Annotated in this window: 11 protein-coding genes; 5 read left to right on the forward strand and 6 right to left on the reverse strand. The window is 62.6% G+C overall.

The window, feature by feature from the left end; genetic code table 11:
* Window positions 1-20: 20 nt before the first annotated feature.
* The 5 genes from ACN0X6_RS05685 to ACN0X6_RS05705 form a co-directional block, all read right to left on the reverse strand.
* Complete coding sequence (locus ACN0X6_RS05685) at window positions 21-833, reverse strand: crotonase/enoyl-CoA hydratase family protein (protein ID WP_417702672.1); 813 nt, start codon at window positions 831-833, stop codon at window positions 21-23.
* Window positions 834-1,034: 201 nt separating this feature from the next.
* Window positions 1,035-3,278: an Orn/Lys/Arg decarboxylase N-terminal domain-containing protein gene (locus tag ACN0X6_RS05690; protein ID WP_417702673.1), complete on the reverse strand. Its 2,244-nt coding sequence runs from the start codon at window positions 3,276-3,278 to the stop codon at window positions 1,035-1,037.
* Between the two features lie 121 nt (window positions 3,279-3,399).
* Window positions 3,400-4,158 (reverse strand): DNA polymerase III subunit epsilon, encoded by a 759-nt coding sequence (gene dnaQ, locus ACN0X6_RS05695; protein ID WP_417702674.1) that lies wholly within the window; start codon window positions 4,156-4,158, stop codon window positions 3,400-3,402.
* A 73-nt stretch (window positions 4,159-4,231) separates the two neighbouring features.
* A complete protein-coding gene (gene rnhA / locus ACN0X6_RS05700) occupies window positions 4,232-4,684 on the reverse strand; it encodes a ribonuclease HI (RefSeq protein WP_021488942.1) in 453 nt (150 codons plus the stop codon).
* Window positions 4,685-4,742: 58 nt separating this feature from the next.
* Window positions 4,743-5,501 (reverse strand): class I SAM-dependent methyltransferase, encoded by a 759-nt coding sequence (locus ACN0X6_RS05705; protein ID WP_417702675.1) that lies wholly within the window; start codon window positions 5,499-5,501, stop codon window positions 4,743-4,745.
* A gap of 72 nt (window positions 5,502-5,573) precedes the next feature.
* Here ACN0X6_RS05705 and gloB point away from each other — a divergent pair, with 72 nt between their 5' ends.
* Complete coding sequence (gene gloB / locus ACN0X6_RS05710; RefSeq protein WP_417702676.1) at window positions 5,574-6,347, forward strand: hydroxyacylglutathione hydrolase; 774 nt, start codon at window positions 5,574-5,576, stop codon at window positions 6,345-6,347.
* A 121-nt stretch (window positions 6,348-6,468) separates the two neighbouring features.
* Window positions 6,469-8,046 (forward strand): LysM peptidoglycan-binding domain-containing protein, encoded by a 1,578-nt coding sequence (locus ACN0X6_RS05715; RefSeq protein WP_417702677.1) that lies wholly within the window; start codon window positions 6,469-6,471, stop codon window positions 8,044-8,046.
* Here ACN0X6_RS05715 and ACN0X6_RS05720 read toward each other — a convergent pair whose 3' ends face one another.
* Window positions 8,047-9,489: an HDOD domain-containing protein gene (locus tag ACN0X6_RS05720; RefSeq protein ID WP_417702678.1), complete on the reverse strand. Its 1,443-nt coding sequence runs from the start codon at window positions 9,487-9,489 to the stop codon at window positions 8,047-8,049.
* A 147-nt stretch (window positions 9,490-9,636) separates the two neighbouring features.
* Here ACN0X6_RS05720 and ACN0X6_RS05725 point away from each other — a divergent pair, with 147 nt between their 5' ends.
* The 3 genes from ACN0X6_RS05725 to ACN0X6_RS05735 are packed head-to-tail and all read left to right on the forward strand — an operon-like array spanning window position 9,637 to window position 14,397.
* Entirely contained in the window at window positions 9,637-11,466 is a 1,830-nt protein-coding gene (locus ACN0X6_RS05725; RefSeq protein ID WP_417702679.1) for an extracellular solute-binding protein, read from the forward strand.
* Window positions 11,463-13,310, forward strand: a complete 1,848-nt coding sequence (locus tag ACN0X6_RS05730) for an extracellular solute-binding protein (RefSeq protein ID WP_417702680.1) — start codon at window positions 11,463-11,465, stop codon at window positions 13,308-13,310. Before ACN0X6_RS05725 ends, ACN0X6_RS05730 begins: the two co-directional genes overlap by 4 nt.
* 1 nt (window position 13,311) lies before the next feature.
* Window positions 13,312-14,397 carry a microcin C ABC transporter permease YejB gene (locus ACN0X6_RS05735; protein WP_417702681.1) on the forward strand — a complete coding sequence of 362 codons (1,086 nt, stop codon included), beginning with the start codon at window positions 13,312-13,314 and terminating at the stop codon, window positions 14,395-14,397.
* The last annotated feature ends 1 nt before the right edge of the window (window position 14,398 follow it).

Below are 14,398 nucleotides of genomic sequence, written 5' to 3' on the forward strand. Positions count from 1 at the left end.
GAACATCAGCGAATACGGCATCAGTCGGCGAACTCCGGCTTCTGCTTGGTCATGTGCGCCGCCATGGCCAGGCGCAAGTCTTCCGACTGCAGCATGGCGGCATTCCAGGTAGCGATGTATTCAAGGCCATCATCGACCCGGTGATCGCGCATATAGCGAATCATTTCCTTGGTTCCACGCACGGCAATCGGCGACTTGGCGGCGATTTGTGCGGCGATTTCCATCACCCCGGCCAGCAGCGCCTCGTGATTGTCGTAGGTGCGATTGACCAGGCCGATGCGCGCCGCCTCGTTACCGTCGATGGTGCGCCCGGTGAAGGCCAGCTCGCGCATCATGCCGTCGCCGATGATGCGCGGCAGGCGCTGCAGGGTGCCGACGTCAGCGGCCATGCCCATGTCGATTTCCTTGATCGAGAACTGCGCATCGACGCTGGAATAACGCATGTCGCAGGCGCTGATCAGGTCGATGGCGCCGCCAATGCAGTAGCCCTGAATGGCAGCCAGCACTGGCTTGCGGCAGTTGTCGACGGCGTTGAAGGAAGCTTGCAGCTCGAGAATCTTGCGGCGCAGCGCAGAGGCATTGCGGCCAACGTCCTTGCCCAGCTGGGCACCGACCGAGGCCAGCAGCATCAGGTCGATGCCCGAAGAAAAGTGTTTGCCGGCACCGGAGAGCACCACGACCCGAACCGCATCGTTGTCATCGACCCACTGGAAGATCTCGATGATCTCGCGCCAGAAGTCGGCATTCATTGCGTTGACTTTGTCGGGACGGTTGATCTGCACATGGGCGATCTTGTCCGCCAGCTCGACGCGGAAGGCTTTGTAGTCGGACATGGCAGGCATCCTCAGCCGCGGCTCGGCAGCACAGTAACAATTTTGTGATTAATAACCGAGCAACTATAACAAGCGCGTCATAAAAGTCGATGCTTGCCACTGTGACGCAGGGCACGCCTCGGACGTTAACAACCGCTTTGACTATCACGGATAAGAGCTTGATCTACCGAGAGTCTTGCCCTCGGCAGTCACCTCGTCAATTCACTCCACGAGACAGTCCACGCAATAGTGCCCCGCCTCGGTCTGCAAGCCGTGTACATCGATATCGAAGCCGGGGAAGGCCTGGTCGAAGGTCCGCGCGAAGGCCAGGTAGTCGAGAATCGAACGAGTGGCGGCAGTGAAGCGCTCGCCCGGCATGATCAAGGGAATGCCCGGCGGGTAAGGCACCAGCATCACCGCAGCGATACGTCCCAGCAACTGGTCGATGGGCACCGCCTCGACCTCGCCGCGCACCAGACGGTCATAGGCATCGGCAGGCTTGATCGCCAGCTCGGGCAGCGCCGTGTACATGCTTTTCAGCGCCTTGGCCGTGGCGTTTTCGCGGTAGCACCCATGCAGCGCGTCGCACAGATCCCGCAAGCCCATGCCCTGGTAGCGCCCACCGCCCGCGTGGGCGATGCAGGGCAGCACGTCGATCAGCGGCAGGTTGGCATCGTAGCTGCGCTTGAACTCCAGCAGCTCGGTCAGCAACGTGCTCCACTTGCCCTTGGTGATGCCCATGGAGAACAGCACCAGGAAGGAGTACAGGCCGGTTTTCTCCACCACCAGGCCACGCTCCCAGAGGAACTTGCTGACCACCGCTGCGGGAATCCCCTGCTGCTCCAGTTTGCCGGCCGCATTGAGGCCAGGCATCACCAACGTGACCTTGATCGGATCGAGCAGCACATAGTCATCGGCCACTTCACCGAAGCCATGCCAATCAGCGTCCGGCTGCAACACCCAGTCGGAAGTCGTCAGGCTGTCGGCGCCACCGGCCTCAGCCGGCTGCCAGATGCTGAACCACCAGTCCTCGGCGCTCAGGTTGCGCCGTACATTGGCCAGTGCCCGGCGGAAACTCAGCGCCTCGTCGAAGGTTTCCTGGATCAGCGAACGCCCTGCCGGCCCCTCCATCATCGCCGAGGCCACATCCAGCGAGGCGATGATGCCGTACTGTGGCGATGTGGAGATGTGCATCATGAAGGCTTCGTTGAAGCGATCGCGGTCCAGCTGCCGCTGCCCACCGTCCTGCACGTGAATCATCGAGGCCTGGCTGAAGGCCGCCAGCAGCTTGTGCGTCGAATGGGTGCTGAACACCAGTGGCGAGCGCTCGTCGTAGCGGGTGCCCATGCCGTAGCGGCCCGCATAGAACTCGTGGAAGGCGGCGTAGGCATACCAGGCCTCGTCGAAGTGCAGCACCTCGACCGAATCACCCAACGCCTGCTTGACCATTTCGGCGTTGTAGCAGAGCCCGTCGTAGGTCGAGTTGGTCACCACCGCCAGCTTGACCTTGGGCGCACGGCCTCGTGCCAGCGGGCTGGCGTCGATCTTGGCCTGAATCGACTCTTTGCTGAACTCACTCAAAGGAATCGGCCCGATGATCCCCAGCTCGTTGCGTTCCGGGCACAGATAAAGCGGAATCGCACCGGTCATGATGATCGAGTGCAGGATCGACTTGTGGCAGTTGCGGTCCACCAGCACCAGGTCGTCGCGACCGACCATCGAATGCCAGACGATCTTGTTCGCCGTCGAGGTGCCGTTGATCACGAAGAAGGTATGGTCGGCGCCGAAGTTGCGCGCGGCGCGTGCCTCGGCCTCGGCCAGCGGGCCGGTGTGATCGAGCAGTGAGCCCAGTTCCGGCACCGATACGGACAGGTCCGAACGCAGCGTGTTCTCACCGAAGAACTGGTGAAAGGCCTGGCCCACCGGACTCTTGCGATAGGCCACGCCACCGCCATGACCCGGCGTGTGCCAGGAATAGTTGGACTGCGCGGTGTGCTGCACCAGCGCCTTGAAGAACGGCGGCAGCAGGCCGTCGAGGTAGTTGTGCGCCGCACGCGCCACCTGCCGCGCCAGGAAGGACACGGTGTCTTCGTAGAGATAGAGGATGCCGCGCAGGTGGTTGAGATCGGCCATGGCCTCGGCCGGCGCGTTTTCGATGGTGACCTGCTCGCCCAGGGCGAAGATCGGCAACTGCGGCGCACGCACTCGCGCCACGCGGATCAGCTCGACCATGTCCTGCAGCAGGCGACTGTTCTCCCCTGCGCCCTCTGCCGCCACCAGGATGCAGGCCAGACCATGGTGGGTGGACGCGACGATACGCCCCTCGGCGGCGCTCGCCGTGGGCAGAATGCTGAAACCGTCCTGGGTGAGTTCCTGAGCGATGGCGCGCACACGATCACCGGCCACGGTGTCGGCCTTGATGTCGCGGTGCACGATTAGGACGGGAAACTTGAGGTCTTTATACATTGTGACGTCCTGAAGGCTGGCAGGCTCGGCCTGCCCATCGCCTCAGGTTAGAGGCTCCCCCTGATCGGCGGAACCCCCTGTGCATCACGCTATAAGAAAAGGTCGCAATTGCGCTGTTCGGTTATTCCGGTGCTTTTTCCAGCTGCGCCCACAGCGACGGACCGCCAGCGGATTTCTCGATCACGGCCAGGCGTACCAGATGCTCCGCAAGCTCCTGCTCGCTGGCGCGAATGACGCGAGTGCGCGCACGAGAGGCGTCCAGACGGCGGATCGGCGTGGCCTGCTGGCGCCCGCTGCCATCGCCATCGGCACCTTCACCGGCCAGGGACAGATTGGTCTGGCCGCCGGTCATCGCCAGGTAGACGTCGGCGAGAATCTCCGAGTCGAGCAAGGCGCCGTGCAGTTCGCGGTTGGAGTTGTCGACGCCGTAACGCTTGCACAGCGCATCCAGGCTGTTGCGCTGCCCCGGATGGCGCTCGCGCGCCATCATCAGGGTATCGAGCACCGAGCAGTAATCGCTGACGTCGGCACGCTCGCTCTGGCCCAGCAGGGCGAACTCGTTGTTGATGAAGCCAACGTCGAACGCCGCGTTGTGGATGATCAGCTGGGCGCCCTTGATGAACTCGTAGAATTCATCGGCGACCTCCTTGAAGCGCGGCTTGTCGGCGACGTACTCGTTGGTAATGCCGTGAACCGCGATGGCGCCTTCGTCGATTTCACGATCGGGGTTGAGGTAGACGTGGAAATGACGCCCGGTCAGGCGGCGGCCCAGCAATTCGACACAACCGATCTCGATGATACGGTGCCCGTCAGTGACCGGCATACCCGTGGTTTCGGTATCCAGCACTACGTAGCGCTTGACGGTGTTCTCGGTTGTCACGCCTTGCCTCTCTCATCTATTCGGGTTGCCGCACATTCAGCGCAGCATCTTAACTCAGGTGCCGTGTCACCGCTCAGCGCGCCGCACGCACATCGTCGACACCGCGATTGGCCAACTGGTCGGCACGCTCGTTGCCGGGGTGGCCAGTATGCCCACGCACCCACTGCCAGCTTACCTGGTGGCGATTCACTTCCTCATCCAGCTTCTGCCAGAGGTCGGCGTTTTTCACCGGTTCTTTCGAAGCGGTCTTCCAGCCGCGTTTCTTCCAGTTCGGCAGCCACTCCTGGATACCTTTCATCACGTATTGCGAGTCGGTCACCAGCTTGACCGAGCACGGCCGGGTCAGCGCGATCAGGCCGGCAATCGCCGCCATCAGCTCCATGCGGTTGTTGGTGGTATTGGGGTCGCCGCCCCAGAGTTCCTTCTCCACGCCCTTGTACACCAGCAGCGCGCCCCAGCCGCCGGGGCCGGGATTGCCCTTGCAGGCACCGTCGGTGTAAATCACCACATCATGGGTTTCAGACATTCATAAGCTCTGTACAGAATTGTTTGACCGGAGCCTGGCCTGCAGCGAATCGCCGCGATCAGTTGTCGAGATCGCGCCGACTGACCTTGGCCACCGGCATTGGCAGCAACTGGCCCATCGGCTCGCGACGCGGTTGCCGCAACGGGCGCAGGCCGACCACCAGCTTGCGCGCCACCAGCAGGTAGAAACCGGCGCCCGGCAACTGCCAGGCATCGCCCCAGCTTTCCATTCGCCGCAGGCGCATTTGCCAGGCCAGCGAAGCGAGCGGCGGACGATAGCACCCGAACCGCCGTTTCTCCAACGCAAAGCCCAGCAAACTCAGCCAGTCACCGACACGACTCGGCGCGATGCAACGCGCCTTGGCCAAACCATCCTGGGCAAACAGCCGGCGCACGCCCCAGGCGCTCCAGGGGTGAATACCCAGGATCAACAGATGCCCACCAGGCCTGACGCTGCGAGCCGCCTCACGCAGCAGGCCGTGAGGCGACAGGCTGAAATCCAGGCCATGCTGCAGCACCACCACATCAGCGGCGTGCTCACCCAAGGGCCAGGCTTGCTCCTCACAGACGATCTGCACGCCCGGCATCGGCGCGCCAAGACGCACGTTGTGCTGGATCTGCCCCGCGTTGGGCGGGCCTTCGGCGCCGGGGCCGTAGCTCACCAGATAACCCCCGAAAAAACGCGCCAGCTCTTCTTCCAGCAAGCGCCGCTCTTCTTCCAGCAGCAGCTGGCCGAGCGGCCCGGCAAGCCAGTCGCGCGCCTCGCCAATGAGCTTGAGCCACTCAGGGTCGGCCTGGGCGAATGCCTGATCAGTCATCGCTGCCTCCACATGACAGGTTCTGCATGTCGTGTCTAAGATGCACCTTTATCACCCGCTTAGCGACCCGCAATGATCCAGATCGACGCGCTGCCCGCCTTCACTGACAACTATATCTGGCTGCTGCAGGACGCCCGCAGCAGACGCTGCGCCGTGGTCGACCCCGGTGATGCGGCACCCGTCATGGCCTGGCTTCAGGCTCACCCTGACTGGACCCTCAGCGACATCCTGATCACTCATCATCATTTCGATCACGTCGGCGGCGTCGAGCAACTGAAGATGACTACCGGCGCCCGTGTCGCCGGTCCGGCGGCGGAAAAAATCCCGGCTCGTGACATCGACCTGAACGACAACGACGAGATCGAGGTGCTCGGCCTGCGCTTCGAGGTCATGTCCATACCGGGCCATACCCTCGGCCATATCGCCTACTACCACGCCGAACAGAACCTGCTGTTCTGTGGCGACACTCTGTTCGCGGGCGGCTGCGGGCGCCTGTTCGAAGGTACGCCGCAACAGATGCACCAATCCCTGAGCCGCCTGGCGGCACTGCCCGCCAGCACGCGGGTGTACTGCACCCACGAATATACCCTGAGCAATCTGCGCTTCGCCCACGCCGTCGAACCGGACAATGCACGCTTGAACGAGCGCCTGGCCGAAGTGGCCCGCTGGCGCGACGAGGGCCGTATCAGCCTGCCATCGAACATCGAACTGGAACTGGCCACCAATCCTTTCCTGCGTGTTGGCGAGCCTTCGATCATCGCTGCGGCCAAAGGACGCGACGACCGGCAGCCGAGCGAGCCAAGCGCCGTATTCGCTAGCCTGCGTGCCTGGAAAGACAGGTTTTAGTCACCGAGAAAAAGGTCGACAGGCCCGCAAAAGACCAGATCAAGGCTGGCGAAAACTTGACCACCCCCGGCTCGATTCCTAGAATCGCCCGATCTTTCCGCCGGGACATACACCTCACCCAATGCCTTTAACATCACGCAAGCCATTGAATATAAAGGCATTGGCGCGAAGCTCCCGAGCGCTCGCGGTGATGTGCAGCATGATCCTGGCCGGCTGTCAGAGCCTGCCCAGTGACACCCCGGATCACTCTACCGATACTTCTCGCGCCATTGGCCTGGAGCGTGAGGCCGAGTGGCCAAGTAGCAACGAAGTCAAACCTCGCGAATACGCCGACATCTGGGAGCGCGTGCGCGACGGTTTCAAGCTGCAGGATGAAATCGGCATCAACCCGCGCATCGAACGCGTGCGCCTGTGGTACGCCAGCAACCCGAAACACGTTAATACCGTCAGCGAGCGCAGCGCGCCTTATATCCACTATATCGTCGAGCGCCTGGCCGAACGTGACATGCCGATGGAGCTGGCGCTGTTGCCGGTGATCGAAAGTGCTTACGACCCACAGGCCTACTCATCGGCGCACGCGGTCGGTCTCTGGCAATTCATTCCGTCGACCGGCCGCTACTACAACCTGCGCCAGACCAACTGGTACGACGGCCGCCGCGACGTCACCGCCTCGACCGAAGCCGCGCTCAACTACCTGAGCCGCCTGCACGAAATGTTCAACGGCGACTGGTTGCTCGCCCTGGCAGCCTACAACGCTGGCGAAGGTCGCATCAGTCGTGCCATCGAGCGTAACGAAAAGCTCGGCCTGCCCAGCGACTACTGGAACCTGCCGCTGCCCAAGGAAACCGAGGACTACGTGCCCAAGCTACTGGCGCTGTCACAGGTGATCCTGACGCCGGAAGCCTACAGCGTTACCCTTTCGCCAATCGCCAACGAACCCTACTTCGAACAGATCGCGATCAAGCAGCACATGGATCTGGCCCGCGTCGCCAAACTGGCCGACCTCGATGAACAGGAGCTGCTGCAGCTCAACCCCGCCTACAAGCACGGCATTACCCTCGACGGCCCGCAACATCTGCTGGTACCGACCGAGAAGGCCGAGATGCTCAGCGCCAACCTGGCCTTGATGAAACCGCAGGAAATGGTCGACTGGCAGCGCTACACCGTGCGCTCCGGCGATAGCCTGCACGCCATCGCCAACCGTCATCACCTGTCTGTGAGCATGCTCAAGGACGTCAACCGCCTGAGCAGTAACAACCTGAGCATCGGCCAGGTGCTGACCATTCCCGGCAAACCAGGCGCGCAACCCAGCGAGCCGCTGTATCAACAGCGCAACACCGCGCAGAACCCGGCCGGCACAACCTATCGGGTGAAGAACGGCGACAGCCTGTGGCAGATCGCTCGCGCCAACCAGGTTGCCGTGCATGATCTGAAGCGCTGGAACAAGCTGCAAGGCAATCAGCTGAAAGTCGGCCAGGTGCTCAACCTGGCTGCCGCTGACAGCGCCCCACAGGTTGCCAGCACGACGCGCAACAGTTCCAGCTCACGGGACAAGGCCACCTACTACCGCGTCCAGCATGGCGACTCGCTGTACGTGATTGCCAAGCGCTTCAAGATCAACCTCAAGCACCTGCAAGCCTGGAACCCGCGCAGCAGCACGTTGCGCCCCGGGCAGATGCTGACCCTCTACCTGCCGTGATCAGCGTTTGCTGATCGCCTCCAGGCAACGCCCCGCCAGTTGAGTGAAGCGCTGAAACGCCACGAACTGCTCATGTCGCAGCGCCCGGCCGGACAGTCTGCTGTCGGCGTATAACACGCCGATCTCCCGCGTACCGGCGATGATCGGCGCGATGAAAAACATGCCAGCACCAAGACTGCGCCGAATCGGCTGGGTCACCAGCTCGGCCAGGTTGTAGCTGGCGGGCACGCCCATCCAGATCGCCTCACGATGGCGCAACGCATAACTGAAGATATGCGGCTGCTCCGCCTGCTCGGCCGGCAGCACGAAGTCCTCCAGCCATTGCTGAGTCTTTTCACCGACGACCCGCTTGGCGCGAAAGCGGCTTTGCCCATCGGCCAGAACCGTGAGCATCACCCGCTCCAGGCCAGCACCTCGATGCAAGCCCTTGAGCAAGGTGTCGAGCACCAGCCCGACATCGGCTCTGGCATTGACCATCAGGCCGAGGTCCTGCAATGCCTGCTGCAGCACCAGCAGATCCGGCTGCAGCAAACGCGCACGACGCTCTTCCTGCTGCTGGCGAATCTGCTCGGGATCGGTATTGGGAATGAGGCGGCACAACTTGCTGGCACCGAAGGTCGAGGCGACCTTGACCGCTTCATCAGCACTGGCCAGCACCTGCTGCAAGGTTTCCTCCGGGGTCAGCTCGATAAACGCCGCCACCTTGCCCAGTACGCCCTCCATTTCCGCACAGTCCCAGCCATCCAGCGCCGCCTCGCTGATACGCACGCCCAACTGCACGGCGTAGGCGGCCGGATCGTGCTGGCTGGCACCTGTCTGGGCGAGGATGGCGGTCTCGCCCAGGTTCCAGCTTTTCAGCAACGCCTGGGTAAGTTGACGGAAGCTGGCGCCGAGCACCTCGCGCACCGCCTCATCGACATCGACCCCGGGGCGCTCGAGGGCATCGGCCAGCTCGTCAGCCTGCGCTCCGCCGCAGCCCCAGAACGCCAGCTCGCCCAGGTGATGGAGCAGCGCAGCGATGAACACCTCTTCGGTGTGCCCGGAAATGACATAGCCGGCCAGGTTGCGCGCCTGCACCGCAGCATGGAACGAACGCGCGAGCAAGGTCTGCAACTGCTCGCGCGGCGCGCGGGTAAGCAGCCCGTCTATCAGGCTCACAGAAAGGCTGATCAGGCGCACATTGTCGAAGCCGATCAGTACGATGGCTCGCGAGATGGTCTTTATGGTTTCCTGGGAAGGGTTGTAGTAGACGCTGTTGCCGACCCGCAGCACCTTGCTGGTCAGCGCTGCATCACGCAGCAACACATCGGCCAGTTGCTGTACGGAAGCAGAATCCTGCTGCGCAAGGCGTTGCAGATCCTGCACCACGGCAGCCAGCGCGGGCAGTTCGGCTTGGTTCAGGCGATCGATCCATGACTGCAAACCATGGCTTCGTTCCGACAAATTCGTACCCTCATGGTGTGTCCCTGAAGTGTATGCCATCGCGTCGCAAGCGCCCGCCCACCGCTGCACTCTTTTTCCTGTCCATACAAGCTGTTACTGTACCGACCCAGAAGCCCAAACGCCGCCATGGATCGGATCTCACGCCCGATGCGTCCCCTCCTACTGCTGTTCCTCAGCCTGGCCTTGAGCTTTCCCGCCTCTGCGACTATCAGCGAGAGCCACGGCTACGCCCAGTTCGGGACACTCAAGTATCCTGCCAGCTTCAGTCATTTTGACTGGGTCAACCCCGATGCGCCCAAAGGTGGCACGTTGCGCATCATGGCGTCCGGCACATTCGATACGCTCAACCCCTATACCTTCAAGGGCAGCAGCCCGATCAGCACGGCGCATTTCCTGCAGTACGGCGCCAACGAGCTGAACGAACCCTTGATGGCTGGCACTGGCGCTTACGACCCCTCGGGGGATGAGCCCGCCTCCAGTTATGGCCTGATCGCGCAAAGCGTCGAGTACAGCGAGGACCGCAGCTGGGTGGTGTTCAACCTGCGGCCAGAAGCGCGCTTTCACGACGGCAAGCCGATCACCGCCTACGACGTAGCCTTCTCCTATCGCCTGCTGCGCAATGACGGCCACCCGCAGTACCGTACCAACCTGCAGGAAGTGAAGCGCGTCGACATCCTGGGCCGCCACCGCATCCGCTTCGTCTTCAAGCGCGCCGGCAACCCGCTGCTGATCCTGCGCCTGGGTGAACTGCCAGTGCTGCCGCAGCACTACTGGAAAGACCGCGACTTCAAGAGCACCACCTTCGATGCACCACTGGGCAGCGGGCCATACCGCATCGTTCAGGTCGAGCCCGGCCGGCGCCTGGTTTTCGAGCGGGTGAAGGACTGGTGGGGCAAGGATCTGCCGGTCAATCGCGGCAAGTACAACTTCGACCGCATCGAAGTGGAGTTCTACCGCGATAACCATGTCGCCTTCGAAGCCTTCAAGGCCGGTGAGTTCGACTTCTACATCGAGAACCAGGCCAAGAACTGGGGCAACGGTTATCGCTTTCCGGCCGTGACCCGTGGCGATGTGATTCGCGCCGAGATACCGCACCAGATCCCGACCCAGACCCAGGCGCTGTTCATGAACACGCGCCGCGACCTGTTCAGCGACCGCCGGGTGCGCGAGGCACTGGGGCTGATGTTCGATTTCGAGTGGACCAATCGCGCGCTGTTCAACAATGCCTACGTACGCGCCGCCAGTTACTACCCCAACAGCGAATTCTCGGCCACCGGCAAGCCCGAGGGCGCGGAGTGGCTGTTGCTCTCACCGCATCGCGACAAGCTGCCCGCACGCCTGTTCACCGAAGCCCCGACACAACCGGAAACCGACGGCCGTGGCATCCCCCGGGAAACCTTGCGCCGCGCCCTCGGTCTATTGGCCGATGCCGGCTGGAAGCCTGCCGGCCAGGAGCTGCGTAATGCTCGCGGTCAACGCCTCGAGTTCGAGATCATGCTGGTCAACCCCAGCCTCGAACGCATCCTCCAGCCCTACACTGCCAACCTCGCCAGTATCGGCATACGCGCCAACCTGCGTACCGTTGACCGTGCCCAGTACAAGCAACGCCTTGATCAGTTCGACTACGACATGATTCTGCTGACCCTGCCGCAAACCCTCAGCCCTGGCCTGGAACAATCGCTGTACTTCCATTCCAGCCAGGTGAACATCAAGGGCGGCAAGAATTATGCAGGCGTCAACGATCCGGTGGTCGACGCGATGATCGACAAGCTGCTTTCGGCGCAGACTCGAGACGAACAGATCGCCGCCACGCGGGCCCTGGATCGGGTCCTGCTCTGGCAGCACTACAGCATTCCCAACTGGTACATCAATTATCACCGCCTGGCGTACCGCAACCGGTTCGCCTTCGTCACCACGCCGCCCTACACGCTGGGCCTGCGCACCTGGTGGCTGAAGCCCACGGAGAACGCTCGATGACCCACCCGCTGCGCAGTTTCCTGCTCCAGGGTAGCAGCCTCATTCTGCTCGGCCTCGCTGGCCTTGCCTTCGCCGCCCCCAAACACGCCGTCACCCTCTACGACGAGCCGCCCAAATACCCCGCCGACTTCACGCATTTCGAATACACCAACCCCGATGCCCCCAAGGGCGGCACCTTTCGCGAAGCGGGTTTCGGCGGCTTCGACAGCCTCAACCCCTTCATCAGCAAGGGCGTGGCTGCCGACCAGATCAGCCTGATCTACGACACTCTTACCGTGCAGAGCATGGACGAGCCCTTCACCGCCTACGGACTGGTGGCGGAAAAGATCGAGAAGGCACCCGACAACGCCTGGGTGCGTTTTCTCCTGCGCAAGGAAGCCCGCTTCCACGACGGCACGCCGATCACCGCCGAAGACGTCAAGTTCACCTTCGATACGCTGATGGAAAAAGGCGCGCCGATGTACCGCGGCTACTACGCCGATGTCGAGCAGGTGGAAGTGGAATCACCGCACAGCGTGCGCTTCGTGTTCAAGCACGCCGGCAACCGCGAGCTGCCGCTGATCGTCGGCCAACTGCCGGTGCTACCCAAGCACTGGTGGACCGAGCGCGACTTCAGCAAGGGCAACCTTGACGTACCGCTGGGCAGCGGCCCGTACAAGGTCGGCCGCGTCCAGGCCGGCCGCAGCATCCGCTACGAACGGGTCGGCGACTGGTGGGCCAGGGATCTGCCCGTCAGTCGCGGCTTCTACAACTTCGACGCTATCCAGATCGACTACTACCGCGACAACACCGTGGCCCTGGAGGCGCTCAAGGCCGGCCAGTTCGACTACTGGCTGGAAACCAGCGCGAAGAACTGGGCCACGGCCTACAACACTCCGGCGGTTGCCAATGGCCAGCTGATCAAGGAAGAAATCCAGAACCGCAACCCTACCGGAATGCAGGGCTTCATCTTCAACACCCGTCGACCGCAGTTCCAGGATCGCCGCGTGCGTGAGGCCCTGGGCCTGCTGTACGACTTCGAATGGGCCAACAAGCGCCTGTTCAACGGCGCCTATTTCCGCACCAGCAGCTACTTCGACAATTCCGAACTGGGCTCACAGGGCCTGCCTGGCGAAGACGAGCTGGCGATTCTCGAGCCGCTACGCGGCAAGATTCCGGCCGAGGTCTTCAGCGAAGAGTTCCGCGTACCGACCACCGACGGCAGCGGCATCATTCGCGAGCAACAGCGCCGCGCCTACCAGTTGCTGCAGCAGGCCGGCTGGCGTATCGAAGGCGATCGCATGCTCGATGCCAATGGTCAGCCGGTCAGCTTCGAGTTCCTCCTCGCGCAAACCGAGTTCGAGCGCGTGCTGCTGCCATTCAAGCGCAACCTGGCCGATCTCGGCATGGATCTGGTGATTCGCCGCGTCGACGTTTCGCAGTACGTCAACCGCCTGCGCTCACGTGATTTCGACATGATCGTCAGCGGCTTCGGCCAGTCCAACTCGCCGGGCAACGAGCAACGCGAATACTGGCACTCCTCCAGCGCCGACAATCCCGGCAGCCGCAACTTCATCGGCCTCAAGGACCCGGCCATCGACCAGATCGTCGAGGGGCTGATCAACGCCGACTCCCGGCAGAACCTGATCGCCCACACCCGCGCCCTCGATCGCGTGCTGCTGTGGGGCTATTACGTGATCCCCAACTGGCACATCAAGACCTGGCGCGTCGCCTACTGGAACCGCTTCGAGCACCCGAAGGTGACGCCGCTCTACGACATCGGTCTGCACACCTGGTGGGTCCGCCCGCACCTGGAGCAGCCGAGCGAGGCCCCGCAGCAAGCCGCAGAACAGGCGGAGCAATAACATGCTGGCCTATATCTTTCGCCGCCTGCTGCTGATCATCCCGACCCTGTTCGGCATTCTGCTCATCAACTTCATCATCATTCAGGCCGCGCCCGGCGGCCCGGTCGAACAGATGATCGCCAAGCTGGAGGGTTTCGATGCGGCCGCTGGCGGCGCCACCGGGCGCATCGGCGGTGGCGGCGCCGAAGTGTCGGTGGCCGGCTCCAACTATCGCGGCGCCCAGGGCCTCGATCCGCAGCTGATCGCCGAGATCGAAAAGATGTACGGCTTCGACAAGCCGGCGCCGGAACGTTTCTGGATCATGCTGAAGAACTACGCCCAGCTGGATTTCGGCTCCAGCTTCTTTCGCGACGCCCAGGTCATCGACCTGATCATCGAAAAGATGCCAGTGTCGATCTCGCTCGGGCTCTGGAGTACCTTGATCATGTATCTGGTCTCCATCCCCCTGGGGATCGCCAAGGCCACCCGCCACGGCAGCGCCTTCGACGTCTGGACCAGTTCGGCTATCATCGTCGGCTACGCCATCCCGGCGTTCCTCTTTGCCATCCTGCTGATCGTGCTGTTTGCCGGCGGCAGCTACTGGGACTGGTTCCCGCTGCGCGGCCTGACGTCGAACAGCTTCGAGCAACTGAGCCTCGGCGGCAAGATTCTCGACTATCTCTGGCACCTGGTGCTGCCGGTTACGGCCCTGGTCATCGGTAACTTCGCCACCCTGACCCTGCTGACCAAGAACAGCTTTCTCGACGAGATCAACAAACAGTACGTGGTGACCGCCCGCGCCAAGGGCCTGACCAACCATCGCGTGCTCTACGGCCACGTATTCCGTAACGCCATGCTGCTGATCATCGCCGGCTTCCCCGCCGCCTTCATCGGCATCTTCTTCACCGGCTCGCTGCTGATCGAGGTGATCTTCTCCCTCGACGGCCTGGGCCTGATGAGCTTCGAAGCGGCGATCAACCGCGACTATCCGGTGGTGTTCGGCACCCTGTTCATCTTCACCTTGCTGGGGCTGATCGTGAAACTGATCGGTGACATCACCTACACCCTGGTCGATCCGCGTATCGACTTCGAAAGCCGGGAGGGTTGAG

This window comes from Pseudomonas sp. (assembly GCF_048269965.1).
Classification (GTDB): domain Bacteria; phylum Pseudomonadota; class Gammaproteobacteria; order Pseudomonadales; family Pseudomonadaceae; genus Aquipseudomonas.

Bases quoted from the DNA above. Each gene is read 5' to 3' on its own strand.
- ACN0X6_RS05685 (WP_417702672.1), bottom strand. From the start codon at position 833: ATGTCCGACTACAAAGCCTTCCGCGTCGAGCTGGCGGACAAGATCGCC.
- ACN0X6_RS05690 (WP_417702673.1), bottom strand. From the start codon at position 3,278: ATGTATAAAGACCTCAAGTTTCCCGTCCTAATCGTGCACCGCGACATC.
- rnhA (WP_021488942.1), bottom strand. From the start codon at position 4,684: ATGTCTGAAACCCATGATGTGGTGATTTACACCGACGGTGCCTGCAAG.
- ACN0X6_RS05705 (WP_417702675.1), bottom strand. From the start codon at position 5,501: ATGACTGATCAGGCATTCGCCCAGGCCGACCCTGAGTGGCTCAAGCTC.
- gloB (WP_417702676.1), top strand. From the start codon at position 5,574: ATGATCCAGATCGACGCGCTGCCCGCCTTCACTGACAACTATATCTGG.
- ACN0X6_RS05715 (WP_417702677.1), top strand. From the start codon at position 6,469: ATGCCTTTAACATCACGCAAGCCATTGAATATAAAGGCATTGGCGCGA.
- ACN0X6_RS05725 (WP_417702679.1), top strand. From the start codon at position 9,637: ATGCGTCCCCTCCTACTGCTGTTCCTCAGCCTGGCCTTGAGCTTTCCC.
- ACN0X6_RS05730 (WP_417702680.1), top strand. From the start codon at position 11,463: ATGACCCACCCGCTGCGCAGTTTCCTGCTCCAGGGTAGCAGCCTCATT.
- ACN0X6_RS05735 (WP_417702681.1), top strand. From the start codon at position 13,312: ATGCTGGCCTATATCTTTCGCCGCCTGCTGCTGATCATCCCGACCCTG.